The sequence below is a fragment of the Georgenia ruanii genome (assembly GCF_009193175.1).
In the GTDB taxonomy this organism is placed as follows: Bacteria; Actinomycetota; Actinomycetes; order Actinomycetales; family Actinomycetaceae; genus Georgenia; species Georgenia ruanii.
Genome location: NZ_VUKE01000007.1, coordinates 18170 through 37495, shown reverse-complemented (window position 1 = coordinate 37495; position 19326 = coordinate 18170). Strand labels below are relative to the sequence as shown.

General features: G+C 74.7%; 15 protein-coding genes. 9 read left to right on the top strand and 6 right to left on the bottom strand.

All coding sequences use genetic code 11. The features are described from left to right. The first annotated feature begins 96 nt into the window (after positions 1-96). Positions 97-1524, top strand: a complete 1428-nt coding sequence (locus GD880_RS08685) for an RNA polymerase sigma factor (protein ID WP_405002738.1) — start codon at positions 97-99, stop codon at positions 1522-1524. 158 nt (positions 1525-1682) lie between these two features. Here the strand turns inward: GD880_RS08685 and GD880_RS08680 are convergent, their stop codons facing one another. Both GD880_RS08680 and GD880_RS08675 read right to left on the bottom strand, forming a co-directional pair. Next, complete coding sequence (locus tag GD880_RS08680; protein WP_152231232.1) at positions 1683-2528, bottom strand: DUF1206 domain-containing protein; 846 nt, start codon at positions 2526-2528, stop codon at positions 1683-1685. Between the two features lie 97 nt (positions 2529-2625). Then, the gene (locus tag GD880_RS08675) at positions 2626-2844 is read right to left on the bottom strand and encodes a DUF7455 domain-containing protein (RefSeq protein ID WP_152231231.1); all 219 of its coding nucleotides are present in this window, start codon (positions 2842-2844) and stop codon (positions 2626-2628) included. A gap of 161 nt (positions 2845-3005) precedes the next feature. Between GD880_RS08675 and GD880_RS08670 the strand changes: the two genes are divergently transcribed. The 3 genes from GD880_RS08670 (at position 3006) to GD880_RS08660 (ending at position 7355) form a co-directional block, all read left to right on the top strand. Further along, the gene (locus tag GD880_RS08670; protein WP_152231230.1) at positions 3006-5141 is read left to right on the top strand and encodes a DNA gyrase/topoisomerase IV subunit B; all 2136 of its coding nucleotides are present in this window, start codon (positions 3006-3008) and stop codon (positions 5139-5141) included. 69 nt (positions 5142-5210) lie between these two features. After that, entirely contained in the window at positions 5211-6236 is a 1026-nt protein-coding gene (locus GD880_RS08665) for a GNAT family N-acetyltransferase (protein ID WP_152231229.1), read from the top strand. A gap of 57 nt (positions 6237-6293) precedes the next feature. Then, complete coding sequence (locus GD880_RS08660; RefSeq protein ID WP_226909487.1) at positions 6294-7355, top strand: GNAT family N-acetyltransferase; 1062 nt, start codon at positions 6294-6296, stop codon at positions 7353-7355. A gap of 57 nt (positions 7356-7412) precedes the next feature. Here GD880_RS08660 and GD880_RS08655 read toward each other — a convergent pair whose 3' ends face one another. The 3 genes from GD880_RS08655 to GD880_RS08645 form a co-directional block, all read right to left on the bottom strand. Continuing rightward, positions 7413-7787 (bottom strand): zinc ribbon domain-containing protein, encoded by a 375-nt coding sequence (locus GD880_RS08655; protein ID WP_193314430.1) that lies wholly within the window; start codon positions 7785-7787, stop codon positions 7413-7415. 180 nt (positions 7788-7967) lie between these two features. Then, positions 7968-9023, bottom strand: coding sequence for a serine hydrolase domain-containing protein (locus GD880_RS08650; protein ID WP_193314429.1), 1056 nt, complete (start codon positions 9021-9023; stop codon positions 7968-7970). Positions 9024-9103: 80 nt separating this feature from the next. Next, a complete protein-coding gene (locus GD880_RS08645) occupies positions 9104-11566 on the bottom strand; it encodes a DNA gyrase/topoisomerase IV subunit A (RefSeq protein WP_152231226.1) in 2463 nt (820 codons plus the stop codon). Positions 11567-11645: 79 nt separating this feature from the next. Here GD880_RS08645 and GD880_RS08640 point away from each other — a divergent pair, with 79 nt between their 5' ends. From GD880_RS08640 to GD880_RS08625, 4 genes are all read left to right on the top strand, one after another. Next, positions 11646-14405: a bifunctional acetate--CoA ligase family protein/GNAT family N-acetyltransferase gene (locus GD880_RS08640; protein WP_152231225.1), complete on the top strand. Its 2760-nt coding sequence runs from the start codon at positions 11646-11648 to the stop codon at positions 14403-14405. Positions 14406-14494: 89 nt separating this feature from the next. Beyond that, positions 14495-15076 carry a DUF5998 family protein gene (locus tag GD880_RS08635; protein ID WP_152231224.1) on the top strand — a complete coding sequence of 194 codons (582 nt, stop codon included), beginning with the start codon at positions 14495-14497 and terminating at the stop codon, positions 15074-15076. Further along, positions 15073-16242: an alkaline phosphatase family protein gene (locus GD880_RS08630; RefSeq protein ID WP_226909486.1), complete on the top strand. Its 1170-nt coding sequence runs from the start codon at positions 15073-15075 to the stop codon at positions 16240-16242. The genes GD880_RS08635 and GD880_RS08630 overlap by 4 nt, the downstream gene beginning before the upstream one ends. Then, a complete protein-coding gene (locus GD880_RS08625; protein WP_152231223.1) occupies positions 16243-16911 on the top strand; it encodes a thymidine kinase in 669 nt (222 codons plus the stop codon). 79 nt (positions 16912-16990) lie between these two features. Here GD880_RS08625 and sepH read toward each other — a convergent pair whose 3' ends face one another. Beyond that, positions 16991-18199 carry a septation protein SepH gene (gene sepH / locus GD880_RS08620; protein ID WP_152231222.1) on the bottom strand — a complete coding sequence of 403 codons (1209 nt, stop codon included), beginning with the start codon at positions 18197-18199 and terminating at the stop codon, positions 16991-16993. Between the two features lie 146 nt (positions 18200-18345). Here sepH and GD880_RS08615 point away from each other — a divergent pair, with 146 nt between their 5' ends. Continuing rightward, entirely contained in the window at positions 18346-19224 is an 879-nt protein-coding gene (locus tag GD880_RS08615) for an inositol monophosphatase family protein (RefSeq protein WP_319593259.1), read from the top strand. Positions 19225-19326: the final 102 nt, after the last annotated feature.

Genomic DNA, 19326 nt, shown 5'->3' with positions numbered 1-19326 from the left:
GGCGGGCTGGCCCTCGGCGAGTGCTGCAGCGCTCGCGGCACCCGGGCGCCGAAATTGCTCCCGCCCGGCGGGCATATCCGGCGCGGGAGCGGTGTTATGCCAGGCGGTCGCAGGGTCCGGACGCCGGGTACGCGCAGGCGTGCCGCCGTCCCCGCTCGATTCGGGCGCCCTGAACGGCCGCTGGAAGTTATAATTGTAGGGCTGCCACGTCACGTCGTCGGCCCCGCGCCCCCCGCCGAAAGGTTCTCTGTGTCGCCCACCCCTGCCTCCAAGTCCCGCACCGCACGCACCGCTGCGGAGGCCGCCAGCGAGGCCTCGGTCGACGAGGCCACCGAGGCGACCGCGTCCACCCCCCCCAAGAAGGCGTCGTCGCGCACCAAGGTCGCCGCCGCCTCCGGCGAGGCCGCGGCCACCGCGAAGAAGCCGGCGGCCCGCAAGGCGCGCGCCACGTCGTCGCGGTCCAAGACCGCCACCGCCAAGAAGCCGACCCTCAAGGCCGTGCCCGCCGCCGACGCCCCGGCCGGGGAGGACGAGGAGGTCGAGGAGACCGGTTTCGTCGTCTCCGACGCCGACGACGACGACGCGCCCGTCCAGCAGGTCGTCACCGCCGGCGCCACGGCCGACCCGGTCAAGGACTACCTCAAGCAGATCGGCAAGGTCGCGCTGCTGAACGCCGAGCAGGAGGTCGAGCTCGCCAAGCGCATCGAGGCCGGCCTGTTCGCCGAGGAGAAGCTCGCGAACGAGGTCGACCAGCTCGAGCCGAAGCTGCGCCGCGAGCTGCAGTGGATCGCCAACGACGGGCACCTGGCCAAGAACCACCTGCTCGAGGCCAACCTCCGCCTGGTCGTCTCCCTCGCCAAGCGCTACACCGGCCGCGGGATGCTCTTCCTCGACCTCATCCAGGAGGGCAACCTCGGCCTGATCCGCGCCGTCGAGAAGTTCGACTACACCAAGGGCTACAAGTTCTCGACCTACGCCACGTGGTGGATCCGTCAGGCCATCACCCGCGCCATGGCCGACCAGGCCCGCACCATCCGCATCCCGGTGCACATGGTCGAGGTCATCAACAAGCTCGCCCGCGTGCAGCGCCAGATGCTCCAGGACCTGGGCCGCGAGCCCACGCCGGAGGAGCTGGCCAAGGAGCTCGACATGACCCCGGAGAAGGTCGTCGAGGTCCAGAAGTACGGCCGCGAGCCCATCTCCCTGCACACCCCGCTGGGCGAGGACGGCGACAGCGAGTTCGGTGACCTCATCGAGGACTCCGAGGCCGTCGTCCCGGCCGACGCCGTGAGCTTCACGCTCCTGCAGGAGCAGCTGCACGCGGTGCTCGACACCCTCTCGGAGCGCGAGGCCGGCGTGGTCTCCATGCGCTTCGGCCTCACCGACGGCCAGCCCAAGACGCTGGACGAGATCGGCAAGGTCTACGGCGTCACCCGCGAGCGGATCCGGCAGATCGAGTCCAAGACGATGTCGAAGCTGCGCCACCCGAGCCGGTCGCAGGTGCTGCGCGACTACCTCGACTGAGCACGGACCCGGCAGCGCGCGAGGCCCGCACCCCGGCAGGGGCGCGGGCCTCGCGCATTCTCGCGCGACGCGCCCGCGCCCCCGCGCCACGACGGCCCGCGGCTCCCTGCGGAAGCCGCGGGTCTCGCGCTGTCTGGCCCCCGCGCTGGTGGCGCCGCTCAGCCCTCCTCGAGGTACCGGGCGCTCGCCAGCTGGAACAGGCCGAAGCACATGAGCCCGACGGCGACGGCGCCGAGCAGCACCGCGCCGAGCGGCAGGGCGAGCAGGGCGCCGAAGGCGGCGTCGATGCCGCCGGCACGCGAGGGGTCGCGGCGCGCGGCCGCCAGGACGAGCAGGACGCCGAGGACGGCGATCGCGACCCCCCGGGCGACGTGGCCGACCCGGCCGGCGGCAACGAGCCGGCGGTCCACCCCCACGCGCAGCTTGTCCCGGAAGGAGGCGGTCCAGCCGCGGTAGACCCAGTAGCCACCGAGCCCGAGGAGGACCAGGCCGGCGACGGCGACCACCACCGCACCGCCGGGCACCGCGAGGGCCCCCGCCGTCAGCTGCTGCTCCGCCTGACCGGAGCCGGCGGACCCCGTGCGCGCCAGCACGCTCACCGCCACCCCGGCCAGCGCCAGGCCGACCACCGCCCGCCCGCCGGACGCGACCCGCTTCGCCGCCCGGTGCCGCGGCTCGAGGGTGCGGAAGCCCCAGATCGCCTCGACCGCCTGCCACAGCGCGTACGCGGCGAGCCCCGCCGCCATGAAGACGATCAGGGCCCGGCCCGGGCCCGTGGCGGCGAGCTGCTCGAACGCGCCGCGCTGGTTGGGAGACTGGCGGGAGGAGCCGACGGCGAGCTGCAGGGCGATCCAGCCCAGCAGGAGCCACAGCACGCCCTTGGCGGCGTAGCCGGCCCGGCCCAGCGTGCGCAGCCAGCCGTACTCGGCCGACGCGCGCGCCGCCTGGCCCGCCTCCCGGGCGAGACGTTCGCCGTCGGTCTCGGGACTCACCTGTCCGGACATGGCCACACCGAACCACGGCGCGGGTGCCCGGGCATCCGGACACAAGACGGCCGCCGCCCGAGTGGGGCGGCGGCCGTCCGTGCGCGACGGGCCCGGGTCAGCGGGCCGCGGCGGCGGTCTTGTCCTCGTGGAGGCGGTCGGTCTCGTCGTGGATGCTCTTGGCGACCCCGGCGAGGGCGTCGGCGTGCTTGCGGGCGTGGTGGGCGCAGAAGAGCAGCTCGCCCGACTCCAGCTCCACGCGCACGTACGCCTGCGCACCGCAGGCGTCGCAGCGGTCCTGGGCGGTCAGTTCGGGGGTGGCGGTCGTTGCGGTCATGTCAGCATGCAACCACCCGCGCGCCCGATTCATGCCATCGAACCGGACCGGTTCGCTCCCGGCGTAGCGAAGGTCGTCCGGGACCCCCGTCGGGCGAGATTCTCCCCACCTGAGGCGGGTCGGAGCGCAGCGGGAGGAGCCGGGAATCTTAAAGTGGTCGGGTGTCGACTGCCACCGCGAACGCCGCCTCGAGCTACACCGCCCGTCACCTCTCCGTCCTGGAGGGGCTCGAGGCGGTGCGCAAGCGCCCCGGCATGTACATCGGCTCCACCGACTCCCGCGGGCTCATGCACTGCTTGTGGGAGATCATCGACAACGCCGTCGACGAGTCGCTGGAGGGGCACGCCCAGAACATCGAGATCATCCTCTACCCGGACAGCTCGGTCGAGGTGCGCGACGACGGACGCGGCATCCCGGTCGACACCGTCGCGTCGCTGGGCCTGAGCGGCGTCGAGGTCGTCTTCACCAAGCTGCACGCGGGCGGGAAGTTCGGCGGCGGCTCCTACGCCGCCTCCGGCGGCCTGCACGGCGTGGGCGCCTCGGTGGTCAACGCCCTCTCGGCGCGGCTCGACGTCGAGGTGGACCGGGGCGGGAAGACGCACCGGATGAGCTTCCACCGCGGCGAGCCGGGCACGTTCGACGACGGCGCCGGCGCCTCCCCGGACTCCCCGTTCGAGCCGTTCACCAGCTCCTCCGAGCTCGCCGTCGTCGGCAAGGTCCCGCGCACCCGCACCGGCACCCGCGTGCGCTACTGGGCCGACCGGCAGATCTTCCCGGTGACGGCGCACTTCTCCTACGAGGACCTCATCGCCCGCGCCCGGCAGACCTCCTTCCTCGTGCCCGGGCTGACGCTGACCGTCCGGGACGAGCGGCGCCTGCCCGGCACCCCGGGCGAGGAGGGGCCGGTCGAGGAGGTCTTCCGGCACGACGGCGGCGTCGTCGACTTCGCCGACTTCCTCGCAACCGACGCCTCGGTCACCGACACGTGGCGGCTGCGGGGCACGGAGACGTTCACCGAGATCGTCCAGCAGCTCGACGGCAAGGGGCACCTGCGGCCCCAGGAGGTCGAGCGCGCCTGCGAGGTGGAGATCGCGCTGCGCTGGGGGATCGGGTACGACACGAACGTCCGCTCCTTCGTCAACATCATCGCCACCCCCAAGGGCGGCACCCACCAGGCCGGCTTCGAGCAGGGCCTGGTCAAGACGCTGCGCAAGCAGATCGACGTCAACGCCCGCCGGCTGAAGGTCAGCGCCAAGGAGGGCAAGGTCGAGAAGGACGACGTGCTGGCCGGCCTCACCGCCGTCGTCACGGTCCGTTTCCCCGAGCCGCAGTTCGAGGGCCAGACGAAGGAGGTCCTGGGCACCGCACCGGTCCGCGGGATCGTGGGCAAGGTGGTCGAGCGGGAGCTGACCGCGCTGCTGACCTCCACCAAGCGCCACGAGAAGGTCCAGGCCGCCGCCCTGCTGGAGAAGGTCGTCGGGGAGATGCGCGCGCGGGTCTCGGCCCGGATGCACAAGGAGATCTCCCGGCGGAAGAACGCCCTCGAGACCTCGACCCTGCCGGCCAAGCTGGCCGACTGCCGCAGCGACGACGTCGACAACTCCGAGCTGTTCATCGTCGAGGGCGACAGCGCCCTGGGCACGGCCAAGCTCGCCCGCTCCAGCGACTTCCAGGCCCTGCTGCCCATCCGCGGCAAGATCCTCAACGTCCAGAAGGCCTCGCCCGCCGACATCCTCAAGAACGCCGAGGTGGCCTCGATCATCCAGGTCATCGGCGCCGGCTCGGGGCGGACCTTCGACCTGGCGCAGCGCCGGTACGGCAAGGTCGTCCTCATGACCGACGCCGACGTCGACGGCGCCCACATCCGCACCCTGCTGCTCACCCTGTTCTTCCGGTACATGCGGCCCCTGGTCGAGGCCGGGCGGGTGTTCGCCGCCGTGCCGCCCCTGCACCGGGTGGAGATGGCCGGCTCCGGCGGGAAGAAGGGGGAGGTCGTCTACACCTACTCCGAGGCGGAGCTGACGAACCTGCTCAAGAAGCTCGAGCGGTCGGGGAAGAAGTACAAGGAGCCCATCCAGCGCTACAAGGGCCTGGGGGAGATGGACGCCCACCAGCTCGCGGAGACCACCATGGACCCGGCCCGCCGCACCCTGCGGCGCATCTCGATGGCGGACGAGGAGTCGGTCAACGAGGCGGAGCGGGTGTTCGAGCTGCTCATGGGCAACGACGTCGCCCCGCGCAAGGACTTCATCGTCGCCGGCGCCCAGCAGATCGACCTGGACCGCATCGACGCCTGACGCCGTCGTGCCCCACCTCACCTCGGCGCGGCGGGGGACCGGCGTCCCCGGGCCCCTACTATCGAAGACATGCCTTCCGACCGTCCTCTGGCGGCGCTCGCCGAACGTCTGCACGTCCCGGCGGTGGCGGAGGTGCCCGCCCCGCACCTCGGCCTGCGGTGGCGTCCGGTGACGGAGCCGGATCTGGACCAGGCGCGTGGGCTGATCGAGCGCTGCGCCGAGGTGGACCGGCCCCTCGCCCGGCTGTGTCCGGCCGAGATCACCGAGCGGCTCGCGGGGACGGCGGCCGCCGCCACGGAGTCCCTGGGCGGCTTCAGCCAGGACGGCACCCTGCGGGCGATGGCCACGGTGTACCTGCCCGCCGACGACGTCGACGTCCTGCGCGCCTTCCTCACCGCCACCATCGACCCACGGTGGCGCGGCCGGGGGATCGGCCGGGCCCTGTTGGACTGGCAGGACGCGCGCGCCCGGCAGCTCCTCGCCGCCGAGGGGCGCGACCTGCCGGTGCGGATCGGCGCCTACGTCGACGAGCACCTGGCCGACCGGCGCAAGCTCTACGTCGCGGCCGGGTTCAGCCCGAAGCGGGTGTACCAGGAGATGCGCCGGCCGGTGGCCGCGCCGGCGCCGGACGCGCCGCTGCCCGAGGGGCTGCGGCTCGTGGACTGGGCTCCCGACCTCGACGACGCCGTCCGGCGCGCCTCCAACGAGGCCTTCGCCGACCACTGGGGCGCGGAGCCGATGTCGCCCGCCGCATGGGCGGTGGCCCGCGACGAGATCGAGCCGGCGTGGTCGAAGATCGCCGTGACGCCGGCCGGCGAGGTGGCCGCGTTCGCCCTGACCAGCCGGCACGCCCACGCCTGGGCGCGGCTGGGGACCAGCGAGGGCTACACCGAGCAGCTCGGCGTCCGGGAGGCGTACCGCGGCCGGGGCGTCGCGCGGGCCCTGCTGGTCGCCGTCGTCGAGGCCCTGGCCGGCGACGGCGTCGAGACCGCCGCCCTGACCGTCGACACGGTGGACCCCGCCCTCCGGGGGTTCTCCGAGGACCTCGGCTACCGGCGCGAGGGCGCGCGGATCCTGTACACCATCGAGATCTGACACGCCTGACCGCTTCAGGTGATGGCGTCTCCGACGCCCACCACGTAGTGTCACGACGTGTCCACACCCATTCCCGCGCCGGGAGCCGGTGCGCCCGCGGCGGCGCTCCGGCCGCTCGCTGAGCGCGCCCAGGCGCCCGCCACGCTGGTCGCGCCCGCCGATGCGGGCGGGCTGAGCTGGCGGGAACTGGGCCAGGACGACGTGGCCGCCCTGGGTGGGCTGGTGCAGCGCATCGAGGACGCCGACGACCCGCCCTACCGCACCTCCCCGGACGAGGTCGCCGAGTACTACGACGCCAGCCACTACTGGAGCGCCATGGGCGGCTGGGACGCCGACGGGACGCTCCGGGCGTTCGGGTTCGTGCGCATCCAGCGCGGCGACCTCACGGTGCTGCGCGCGTTCTGCTCCGGCGGGGTGGACCCCGCCTGGCGGCACCACGGCGTCGGCGGGGCGCTCATCGACTGGCAGGTGGGCCGCGCCCGCCAGATGTTCGTCGAGACCGGGGTGGAGGCGCCCGCGCGCATCGTCGTGCACGTGGACGAGGGCATGGACGCCATGGCGCGCCTGCTCACCGAGCGCGGCTTCGCCCCGCGACGCTGGTACATGGAGATGCGCCGGGACCTCTCGCGGCCCATCCCCGAGGTCACCCTCGACACCCACCTGTCGGTGGTGCCCTGGACCGCCGAGCTCGACGACGCCGTCCGCCGCGCCCACAACAAGGCCTTCGGCGAGCAGTGGGACGCGCAGCCGCACACCGCGGAGACCTGGCAGCAGGGCCGCACCCACTTCGTGCCGTCCTGGAGCTTCGTCGCGCTGGACCGCAGCACCGATCGGGCCCAGGTGGCCGGGTACCTCATCTCCGGCCGGTACGAGCAGGACTGGCCGGCGCTGGGCTGGACCGAGGGCTACACCGAGATGATCGGCGTGCTGCCGGAGTGGCGCGGGCGGCACGTGGCCAGCGCGCTGCTCACCCGGGCGATGCGCGCCTACGCCGACGACGGCATGGAGTACGCCGGGCTGGACGTCGACACCGACAACCCCACCGGCGCCCCGCTGCTCTTCGCCCACCTGGGCTACGAGCGCACCCGCGGCTCGGCGATGTACACCATCGAGATCTAAAGCGCGTCTCTCAACTCTGGGTTGTGAGGCACCGCCCTTCTCGGGCGTCCGAGGCTCTCAGGCCGGGTGGCCGGCCTGGGGTTCGGTTCCCACGTCTTCCGGGCTGGTTTCACCCGCGCTGGTGCGCGGGCCAGAGCCGTCCCGTCGGTGGGCGTTGGTGACGGGGCCGTCTGCTTGACGGGCCCCGGCCCCTGGGGCGGTGCCGCTCGTGTGGCGTTCGGCCCAGGTGGCGAGGTTGGCCGCGGCGTTGAGGTCGCGATCGATGACGAGCCCGCACGGCGCGCACCGGTAGACCCGCTCGGTCAGCAGCAGCGCGTCCTTGCGCGTGCCGCAGGCGGAGCAGGTCTTCGAGGAGGCGAACCACCGGTCCGCCAGGAGGACCTGCCCGCCGCGCCAGGTCTGCTTGTAGGCCGATCTGGCGGGCGAGCTCACCCCAGGCGGCGTCGGAGATGGCCGCGGCGAGGCGGTGGTTGGCGAGCATGCCGGCCACGTGCAGGTCTTCGAGGACGAGCCGGTCGTGGGTCTTGACCAGCTGTCCGGAGACCTGGTGCAGTCGTGTGCCGGCTCACACCGCAGAGGCTGCCAGCACCCACCCACCCTGGGAGACGGGCCCTAGCCGCGCCGAACCTCCGCCGCGACGCGGGCGAGCAGCGGGTAGGGCAGGCGTCGGTTGGCGATCTGGTTGACCGTGCCGGCGACGAACAGGTCGAGCTCGGGGGCGTGGAAGAGCACCGCGCCGGAGGACCCGCCGTGCCCGACCATCGCGGGGACGGGCGCGAACGGCGACATCACCCGCGGCACGGCAAAGCGCATCAGCCCCGTGCCGTACCGCATCGGCGGGAAGATGCGGTTCCACCGGGCCTGCATGTGCTCCAGGTGGGCGGCGTCGAAGAACTCACCGGCGAAGAAGGCGCGCAGGAAGCGCAGCGTGTCCGCGGTGGTGGAGACGATGCCGCCCTGGGCCTGGGTCGAGGCCAGGGTGCGGGGGATGCGCAGGGGCCGCCGGCCGTTGAGGATGGGGTCCACGCCGTCGTACCGGTCCAGGGTGGCGGCCTCGAAGACATAGGTGCCGGGCAGGGCCAGCGGCTGGGTGATGCGCTGCTCGACGACCCGGGCGTAGGGCAGGCCCGTGACGGCCTCGATGATCCGGCCCAGCAGCTGGAAGTTCGTGTCCGAGTACTGCGCCTTCCCCGGCGTGCCCGGCGGGAAGGCTGGACGGATCCGCTCCTTGGCCACCACCAGCAGCTCCTCGAACGTCCAGCCCGGGTCCGCGGCGAACGCGACCTTGAACAACGTCGAGCCGTCGGGCTGCTTCTGCTCCGAGACGTCGCCCAGGCCGGAGGTGTTCGACAGCAGTTGGCGCACCGTGATCCGGTCGCTGCGGTCGACCCCGTCGATCACGTGCAGGCCCGCGACGACGTCGTCGGGCAGGTAGACGGGCAGCGCGGCGTCGAGGTCGACCTGCCCGTCGTCGACCAGCTGCATCACCACGGCGGTGGTGAACAGCTTGGTGATGCTGGCGATGAAGTACTGGCCGTCCGGCTCGCCATACGTCCACTCGAGGCCGGTGGACGGGCGGGCGAGGGCGAGCCGGACGGTGCCGGTGTCCGGCCGGGCGGCGTACTTGTCGAGCAGGACGGTGAGGCGGGACTCGAGGCGGCGCGTCATGGCGCGCATCGTAGCGGTCCGGGAAGGACGGTATTCCTCGTCTGTGTGTGGCGCGTCGGCCGACGGCGTCAGCGGCGAGGTCAGCCGATGGCGGCGATCGGCGCGGCCAGCGGGTGGCCGGAGCCGTCGCGGCGCTCGTCGAGCTCGGGCAGCTCGACCGCCTGCCCGCCCGAGCCCACCGCGCGCGCCGGCTCGGGGCCGACCCAGGCCAGATGCAGGCAGTCCTCCCCGCGCAGGAAGCGTTGCGCCCGCACGCCGCCGGTGGCCCGGCCCTTGGCCGGGTAGCGGTCCAGCGGGGTGACCTTGGCGCTGCCCGCCACCGTGCCGGGCAGCGCGTCGGAGGAGCCGGCCACGGTGACGAGCACGGAGGCGGAGACCTCCGCGTCCGGCACCACGCCGAGGTAGACGACCGCCGCGCCGTCGGCGAGCCGGATCCCGGCGATGCCCTGGCCCGAGCGGCCCTGGGGGCGCACCGCGGCGGCGTCGAAGCGCAGCAGCTGGGCGTCGGAGCTGACCAGCACGAGCTTGTCGTCGTCGGTGGCGTGCCCGGCGCCGACGACGGCGTCGCCGTCGCGCAGGCTGATGACGTCCCAGGTGTCCTTGTTGCCCGGACGGTCGCCGGTCACCCGCTTGACCACGCCCTGCGCGGTGGCGAGCACGAGCGGCGGGGCGGCGTCGTCGAGCCGGGCGAGGCCGACGACGCGCTCGCCCTTCTCCAGGGTGAGCAGCTCGGCCACCGGCACCCCGCCGGAGAGCCCGGGGGCGGCGCCGGTCGGCGGCAGCGCGGGAGCGTCGAGCACGTCCAGGCGCACGAGCCGCCCGGCGGAGGTCACCAGGGCCACCTGGCCGCGGGCGGTGGCCGGCGCCGCGTGCGCGATGGCGTCGTGCGCGGAGCGCGGGCCGGTGCGCAGCGGGGCGTCCGGGGTGGAGGTGCGGGCCAGCAAGCCGGTGCCCGAGAGCAGCACCCAACACGGGTCGTCCGCCACCTCGAGCGGCAGCGCCGCGCCGCGGCCCGCCGGCCCGGCGGCCGCCGTCGTCGCCGGGCCGCCGGCGTGCTCGAGGAGGACCGTGCGGCGCGGGGTGCCGAACTTCGCGGAGACCTCGGCCAGCTCGTCGGAGACCAGCCCGCGCAGCCGCTCCTCGGAGTCGAGGATCGCCTTGAGCTCCTCGATCTGCTTGGCGAGCTCGTCGGCCTCGGCCTCGAGCTCGAGGCGGGAGAACTTCGTCAGCCGGCGCAGCCGCAGGGCGAGGATGTACTCGGCCTGCGGCTCGGACAGGTCGAAGACCTGCATGAGGCGGGTGCGGGCGGCCTCGGCGTCGTCGGAGGAGCGGATGACGGCGATGACCTCGTCGATGTCCGCGATCGCGATGAGCAGGCCCGCGACGAGGTGCGCCCGCTCGGTGGCCCGGCCCAGCCGGAAGGCGGTGCGCCGGCGCACCACCGAGATGCGGTGGTCGACGAACACCGCGAGCAGCTCGCGCAGCCCCAGCGTGCGCGGCTGGCCCTCGACCAGCGCGACGTTGTTGATCCCGAAGGACTCCTCCATCGGGGTGAGCTTGTACAGCGCCTCGAGCACCGCCTCGGGGTTGAAGGCGTTCTTGACCTCGATGACCAGGCGCAGCCCGTGGTGGCGGTCGGTGAGGTTCTGGATGGTGCTGATGCCCTGGAGTTTCCCGCCCTTGACCGCGTCGGAGATCTTCTCCATGACCCGTTCCGGGCCGACCATGTAGGGCAGCTCGGTGACGACGATGCCCTTCTTGCGCGCGGTGACGTTCTCGATCCGCGCCGTCGCGCGGGTGCGGAAGCTGCCGCGGCCGGTGGCGTAGGCGTCGCGGACGCCCTCCAGGCCGATGATCTTGCCGCCCTCGGGCAGGTCCGGGCCGGGGACGAACTTCAGCAGGTCCTCGAGCGTGGCGTCGGGGTGGGCGATGAGGTGCCGGGCGGCGGCCACGACCTCGACGAGGTTGTGCGGCGGCATGTTCGTCGCCATGCCGACGGCGATCCCGGTGGCCCCGTTGACCAGCAGGTTCGGGATGGCCGAGGGCAGCACGCCCGGCTGCATGATCTGGTTGTCGTAGTTGGGCACGAAGTCGACGACGTCCTCGCCCAGGTCGGCGACCATGGCCAGGGCCGCCGGCGCCATGCGCGCCTCGGTGTAGCGCGGGGCCGCGGGGCCGTCGTCGAGGGAGCCGAAGTTGCCGTGCCCGTCCACCAGCGGCAGGCGCAGCGCGAAGGGCTGGGCCAGGCGGACCATGGCGTCGTAGATGGCGCTGTCCCCGTGCGGGTGCAGCTTGCCCATGACCTCCCCGACGACGCGGGCGGACTTCACGTGCCCACGGTCCGGGCGCAGGCCCATCTGGTCCATCATGAACAGGATCCGGCGCTGCACCGGCTTGAGGCCGTCGCGGGCGTCCGGCAGGGCCCGCGAGTAGATGACCGAGTAGGCGTACTCCAGGAACGAGCCCTGCATCTCCTCGGAGACGTCTATCTCGACGATCTTCTCGTCGACGGGCACGGGGGAGGGCGTGGTCTTGCGGGCCATGGGGCAGATTGTCCCCGATGACGGGCCGATGCGGGTGCATCGCCGCAGTGGTGTCGGACTCCCTGGGTAGGCTCGCGGCATGGGAGAGGTCGACACCGGGGCCGCCTACCCCGCGCACTGGGCGGCCGACGTCGTCCTGCGTGACGGCGCCACGATGCACATCAGGCCCATCCGCCCCGACGACGCCGACGCGCTGCAGCGCATGCACGTGGCCCAGTCGGCGCAGTCCATCTACTTCCGGTTCTTCGCCCCGGTGCCGCGGCTGGGGGAGAAGGACCTGTACCGCTTCACCCACGTCGACCACCACAACCGCGTCGCGCTCGTGCTGGTGCAGGGCGAGGAGATCCGCGCCGTCGGACGGTTCGACGTCGTCGGGCCGGGCGAGGCGGAGGTGGCGTTCAACGTCGCCGACACCGAGCAGGGCCGCGGGCTGGGCTCGGTCCTGCTCGAGCACCTCGCGGCCGCCGCCCGCGAGCTCGGGGTGACGCGGTTCGTCGCCGACGTCCTGCCCGCCAACGCCCGGATGGTGCGGGTCTTCACCGACGCGGGCTACGACGTGCAGCAGCGCCTCGAGGACGGCGTGCTCTCGATCTCGCTGAGCATCGAGGAGACCGAGCGGTCCTGGCGGGTCATGGCCGAGCGGGAGCGGCACGCCGAGGCCCTGAGCATGACCGGGCTGCTCCAGGCCGGGTCGGTGCTGGTCCTCGGGCTCGGCCCGGCCGGCCAGGAGGGCCAGGTGCTCGCCGGCCGGGCGGCGCAGGCCCTGACGGGCGGCGCCTTCGGCGGCCCGGTGCACCTGGTGGGCGTGTCGGCGGCGACCGGCGACCCCGGCGGCGGTTCGCCGGCGGGCCGGGTCGGCGCCGGCGGCGGCGGCCAGGTCCGGCGGTACGGCGCCCTGGCGGACGTGGCCGGCGGCGTGGACCTCGCCGTCGTCGCCGGCCCGGCCGGGGAGGTCGTCGACGCCGTGCCGGCCCTGCACGCGCTCGGCGTGCGCGCCCTCGTGGTGCTCTCGCACGGCTTCGGCGAGTCCGGCGCGGAGGGCATGGCGCTGCAGCGCGAGCTGTTGCGCCGCACCCGGGAGGCCGGCATCCGGGTGGTCGGGCCGGCCTCCTACGGCGTCATCGGGCACGGGCCCGCGGGCCGGTACAACGCGACGCTGTGGGGGGAGGACGGCGACGACGCCGCGGCCGGGCTCGGGCTGTTCACCCAGTCCCTCGCCTCCGGCCTGGCCGTGCGCTCGACCGGCGCACGCCGCGGCCTGCCGGTGGCCACGTTCCTCTCCGCGGGCAACCGGGTGGACGTCTCGGGCAACGACACGATGCAGTTCTGGTCCGCGCACGGCGCCACCGCCGTCGGCGCCATGGTGCTGGAGTCCATCGGCAACCCGCGCAAGTTCTCCCGCATCGCCCGGCGCCTGTCGGCCAGCAAGCCCGTGGTCGCGATGGTCTCCGGCCAGACCGGGCAGGTCACCCCGCCCGGGCACGCCGTGCGCACCTCCCGCCAGCCCCAGCGGGTGCTCACCGAGATGCTGCGGCAGGCCGGCGTGGTGCGCGCCCGCACGCACCGGGAGCTGCTGGACGTCGCCTCGCTCCTGCTCGCCCAGCCGCTCCCGGCCGGCCCGCGCACCGCGATCGTGTCCTCCTCGGCGGCGCTGGCGGGGCTGGTGGCCGACGTCGCCACGGCCGAGGGGCTGGTGGTGGCCGGCCGGCCGGTCACGTTGCCCCCGCTGGCCGGGCCGGAGCAGTACGCCGCGGCGCTGCGCGAGCTGACGGCGCGGGAGGACTTCGACGCCGTCATCGTCGCCCACGCCCCGCCGCTGGGCACGACCGACACCGCCGTCGCCGCCGTCGTCGCCGAGGCCGCCGCGCGCGACCCGCGCCCCTGGGTGGCCACCATCTACGGCCTCCACGGGCTGACCCCGGCGCTGACCGCGCACGGCGCCGTGGTCCCGGCGATGACCACCGTCGAGGACGTCGTCACCGCGCTGGCCGGCGCCGTGGCCTACGCGCGGTGGCGCACCGGCGCCGCGGACCCCCTGGTCGCCCCGCCCGGCATCGACCCGCCCGCCGCCCGCCGGGTCCTGGCCGAGCCGCTGGCCGAGCTCCCCAGACACGCCCGCCGCACCCTCGACCCCCCGACCGCGCAGGCGCTGCTGGCGTGCTACGGCATCGGGGTGCTGCCCGCCACCGTCGTCACCGACGAGGACGGCGCCGTAGTGGCGGCCGAGCGGATCGGCTGGCCGGTGGCCCTCAAGGTGGCCGACCAGGTGCTGCGCCACCGCGTCGACCTCGGCGGGGTGCGCCTGGACCTGGCCGACGCCGACGCGCTGCGCGAGGCCATGGCCCAGATGCGCGCCCGCGCCCGGCACGTGCTCGGCCGCGCCACCGCCTTCGAGGTGCAGGCCATGGCCCCGCCCGGGGTGGCCTGCGTGGTCCGCGGCGCCGAGGACGACCTGTACGGGCCCGTCGTCTCCTTCGGCCTGGGCGGTGACGCCAGCGAGCTGCTCGGCGACGTCTCCTTCCGCATCCCGCCGCTGACGGCCCGGGACGTCTCCGAGATGGTGCGCTCGGTGCGGGCCGCGCCCCGCCTGCTCGGCCACCGCGGGTTGCCGGCGACGGACGTCGCCGCGCTCGAGGACGTCGTCGCGCGGGTGTCGATGCTCACCGACGACCTGCCGGAGGTGGCCGAGGTGCTGCTCCACCCGGTCATCGTGGGGGAGGAGGGCGTGCAGATCGCCTCGGCGGTGGTGACGATCGCCCACCCGCTGCGTCAGGACGCCGGGCGCCGGGCGCTGCCCGCCCCGCCGGACGCAGCCGAGGTCCCTGCGCCGTCCGGCTGAGGGGCACGGCAGCGAGCGCGGCCCGCCGCGTGTCCACGGCCGCGAGCAGCGGGGGGACGGGAGGGGCCCGCAGGTGGGATGATGTCGGCGTGCCGGACACCAACCTCGCCAACCAGCTGCGTTCCGAGCTCGACCTCGCGGGCTACTACCCCGAGCTCGTCGCCGGCGTCATCGACATCGCCCTGGCCGACGAGCCCGTCGTCTCCTACCTCGTCCACCCCGAGACCACCTTCGACGACACCGAGGTGTTCCGGCACCTGACCGCGTTGGTGCTCACCCCCTCGCGGCTCGTCGTCGCCCACGTCGACGACGGCCCCGGCCCGGACGGGCGCGCCTCCGCGCTGGCCACCACCGAGTCCGTGCCGCTGCGCGAGGTCCGCTCGGTCTCCCTGACCCACGGCGTGAGCGACCCGGCGCGCGCCCGCAGCATGCGCACCCAGGAGCTCACCGTCGCGGTCAGCTGGGGCACCGCGGACAGCGTCGACCTCAAGCCCGACCACTGCGACGACCCCGAGTGCGACGCCGACCACGGCTACATCGGCACCGTCACCCCCGAGGGGCTCGAGGTGCGCATCAGCGCCCAGGCCGAGGGGGCCGACGCGCTCAGCGGCGCCCTCGGCTTCGCCCGGGCGCTGTCCGCCGCCACGGCCGGGAGCGCGGCCCGCGCGTGATCCCGGAGTTCCAGCCGCCGTCCACCGACGGCCTGCACCTGCGCGCCGTCATGCCCGCCGCCCTCGACGCCGTCGGGCTGGCCACCACCTCCCACGGCCGGCCCAGCGGCGCCGACCGGGCCGCGCTCGGGCTGCCCGAGGCGCCGAAGGCCTGCGTCGTGCTGGTCGACGGGCTGGGCATGCGGATGCTCACCGAGCGCGGCGGGCACGCCCCGTTCCTGCGCGGCCGGCTGCCCGGCGCCCGCACGCTCACCAGCACGTTCCCGTCGACCACCGCCGCGGCCATCACGGCGCTGGGCACCGGGGAGCTGCCCGGGGTGACCGGCATGCTCGGCTTCTCCGTGCGCGACCCCTCCAGCGGCGGCGTGCTCAACCTCATCCGCTGGGACAACACCTCGCTGAGCCCGCGCGCCTGGCAGCGCCACGAGACCCTGTTCGAGCAGCTCGCCGCCCGGCGCGCCGCCGGGGAGAGCCTGCGCGAGGTGGTCAGCGTCGGGCCGGCGCGCTTCGTCGGCTCGGGCCTGACCGAGGCCGCCCTGCGCGGGATGCGCAACGTCTCCGCCGAGGCCCTCGCCGACCGGGTCGACGTCGCGGTCGCCCAGCTGCGCCGTCCCGACGTCGCCGCGGTGTACCTGTACTGGGGCGACGTCGACCACGTCGGCCACGAGCACGGCTGGGGCTCGTGGCAGTGGGGGGAGGCCGTCGAGGCGCTCGACGGCGAGCTGGCCCGGCTGGCCCGCACGCTGCCGCGCGGCACGCTCCTGGTCGTCACCGCCGACCACGGGATGGTCGACGTGACCGACCGGCTCGACGTCGCCGCCACCCCCGCCCTCGCCCAGGACGTCGAGCTGGTCGCCGGTGAGCCGCGCGCCAACCACGTCTACACCGCCCCCGGCGCCGCCGCGGCCGTCGCGGCGCGCTGGCGCGAGGAGCTGGGGGAGCGGGCCTGGGTCGGCACCCGCGCCGAGGTGGTCGAGGCCGGCCTGCTCGGCGAGGTCGCGCCCGACCGGCTCGAGGTGGTCGGCGACGTCGTCGCCCTCATGCGGGGCCGGCACGCGGTGGTGGACTCGCGCACCCAGACGCCGGAGTCGCTGGCGCTGGTCGGCATGCACGGCTCCCTCACCGCCGGCGAGATGGCCGTGCCGCTCCTGGCGGAGGTGGTCTAGGTGGCCCAGCTCGTGTTCTTCTCCGGGACGATGGACTCCGGCAAGTCCACCCTCGCCCTGCAGATGGACCACAACCACGCCGCCCGCGGCCGCGACGGGCTGATCTTCTCCCGCAACGACCGCGCCGGCGAGGCGGTGCTCTCCTCCCGGCTGGGGCTGGCCGTCCCCGCCGTCGAGGTCACCGACGGCACGGACTTCTGGGACGAGGTGGTGCGCCGGCGCATCGCGGGAGGCCGCGTGGACTACCTCATCTGCGACGAGGTGCAGTTCTACAGCCCCACCCAGGTCGAGCAGCTGGCCCGGCTCGTCGACGAGATGGGCGTGGACGTCTTCGGCTTCGGCATCACCACCGACTTCCGCACCCGGCTCTTCCCCGGCTCGGCGCGCATGCTCGAGCTCGCCGACCGGATCGAGCGGCTCCAGGTGGAGGCGCTGTGCTGGTGCGGCGCCCGGGCGACGCACAACGCCCGCACGGTCGACGGCGAGATGGTCACCGAGGGTGAGCAGGTCGTCGTCGGGGACACGACCGAGGCGCGCACGCCGGTCGGCCCGGCCCAGGGCGAGGTCGGCTACGAGGTGCTGTGCCGCTTCCACCACCTGCGCCGGGTCACCGCGGCACGGGCGCACGCGGCGAGCCTGAGCCCGCAGACACTGCCGCTGGGGGACTGAGGCGGCGAGCCGCAGACGCCGCCGCTGGGGCGCCGAGCCCGGGCCGCGACGTTTCCCCGCTGGACCGAGGGCGCCGGGCCTACTCCGGCTTGGCGCCGAAGACGATCTCGTCCCAGCTCGGCACGCTGCGCCGGGTGGACTTGCGCCGGCGGGGCTGGGCCGCGGGACGCGCGGCCGGCTCGGCGCGGACGGGCGCGGGACGCAGGGCCTCCGGGCGGCCCGCCTCCGGGTGGCCCGGCTCGGGGCGGCCCGGCTCGGGCCGCTCGCCGTCGCGCGCCTCGTCGTCGTCGGCCGCGGGCGCCTCGTCCCCGTCCGGCCCCTCGGCGGCCAGCGCCGGCGTGGTGCCGGGGATGGTGGGCGGCGGGCCCGGCAGCGCCGGGATGGTGCCGATCCCGCTGTCGGTGAGGTGTCGGTCGTCCGTGGTGTCCCGGCGCGGCAGGGAGAGCACGTGGGCGTCGGTGGCCAGGTCGGGCCGGGAGGCGGGCGGGTGCGCGCCGCCCGGGAGGTCCTCGTCCTCGGGGTCGAGCAGGGCCTCGCGGGTGCCCCGGTGCGCGGCCAGCTCGGCCAGCAGCGCGTCGGTGGACGACTCCACCCGGTCCTCGCCCGGGTCGTCGAGCGGCGACGGCGCGACCGGGCTCACGGCGTCGTGCCAGGGGGAGAGGCCCTCGACCGCGCGGGGCGAGCCCACCGGGGCGAGGTGGCGGCGCGGGTACGCGGCCGGGCCGACCTCCGTCTCGGACAGCCAGCGCGCCTCGTCGTCGACGGCGGCGAGGGTCCTGGCCGCCAGGTCCACCTGCCAGCGCGCCTCCCGCTCCCGCTCGCCGGCCACGAACGTCACGAGCACCTCCCACGGCTGGCCCGGGCGGCGCACCGCGTCCCACTGCAGCGTGGTGGCCCGCACCCCGCGGGCGGCGAGCCGGTCGACGACGAGGTCGCCCAGCCGCGGCGCGTCCTGCTCGTGGCCGAGGCGCTGGGCCTGCGCCTGCTGCACCACCCAGGCCCGCTCGGCGAGCACCGGGCCCTCGTAGCGGCGCACGTGCTCGATCGTCAGGCCCGCCTCCGCGGCGACCTCGTCCACGCTCGCGCCGGCACGGATGAGGGCCTGGATGTCCTTCGGCCGCAGCGTCGACTCGCCGGCGGCCCGCAGCGCCTCGAGGCCCGGACGGTCGCGTCGCACGGCGGCGCGCAGCGCGTCGTTGATCACGAGGCGGTAGCGCTGGCCGTCCCCGTCGGAGAGCGTGAGGTGCTCGCCGTCACCGTGCAGCCCGAGCAGTTCGAGCTCAACCATGGGGTCCTCCTTCGAGGTTCTCCCCCCGAGGGTGCCATCTGGGCTGGGCTGCTGGAAGGATTGGGGGCGGTGTGTTCGGTGTGGCCTGGTCGACACGGATCGGCCGGAACCGGGCACGAGCTGTCCCCGCCGACGAGAGGTACGACGTGACCCTGCCCCTGCGCGAACGACCCGCCGAGCTGCCGCCGGAGGAGGTCGGCCGGCTCCAGAGCCTGTGCGAGCGGCTGGCCCGGGAGGCCGGCGACCTCGTGCGGCAGCGATCGGGGTCCGCGATCGCGGTGGCGGACACGAAGTCCTCGGTCAACGACGTCGTCACCGCGGTGGACCGGGAGGTCGAGGAGCTGCTGCGGGCGCGGGTCCGCGCCGAACGGCCCGGGGACGCGTTCCTTGGCGAGGAGGACGGTGCCAGCGCCGGCACCACGGGGCTGACCTGGGTGGTCGACCCCATCGACGGCACGGTGAACTTCCTCTACGGCATCCCGTCGTACGCGATCTCCGTCGCGGTGGTGGCCGGGGAGCCGGACCCGCGCCGCTGGACGCCGCTGGCCGGGTGCGTGCACGCCGTCAGCACGGGCACCACGTGGACCGCCGGGCGCGGCCGCGGCGCCTACCGGGACGGCGCGCGGCTGCGCATCAAGGACGCCCCGCCGCTGGCCCAGGCCCTGGTGAGCACCGGCTTCGGCTACACCGAGGAGCGCCGCCGCGAGCAGGCCACGGTGGTGGCGCAGCTGCTGCCCCAGGTGCGCGACATCCGCCGGCTCGGCTCCGTGGCGATCGACCTGTGCCTCGTCGCCGACGGCCGGCTGGACGCCCACTACGAGCGCGGGCTCAACCCCTGGGACGTGGCCGCCGGGACGCTGGTGGTCCTCGAGTCCGGCGGGGCGGTGCAGGGCCTGCGCGGCGCGCCCGCCTCAGAGGCGATGACAGTGGCGGGCCCGGCGGGGCTGGTGGCCGAGCTCGGCGCCGCGCTGGAGGCGGCCGGGGCTGGTGAAGTTGGTCACCCGGACGGCGAATCCGGTCGCTAGGCCTGGGCACCGTCACGGTCGGTGGTGCACAATCCGGTGTCCCCGGGAACAAATGCGCCCCGAGGACGTTTTCCGGGTACTGGCTTCGACGTACTGGCTTCG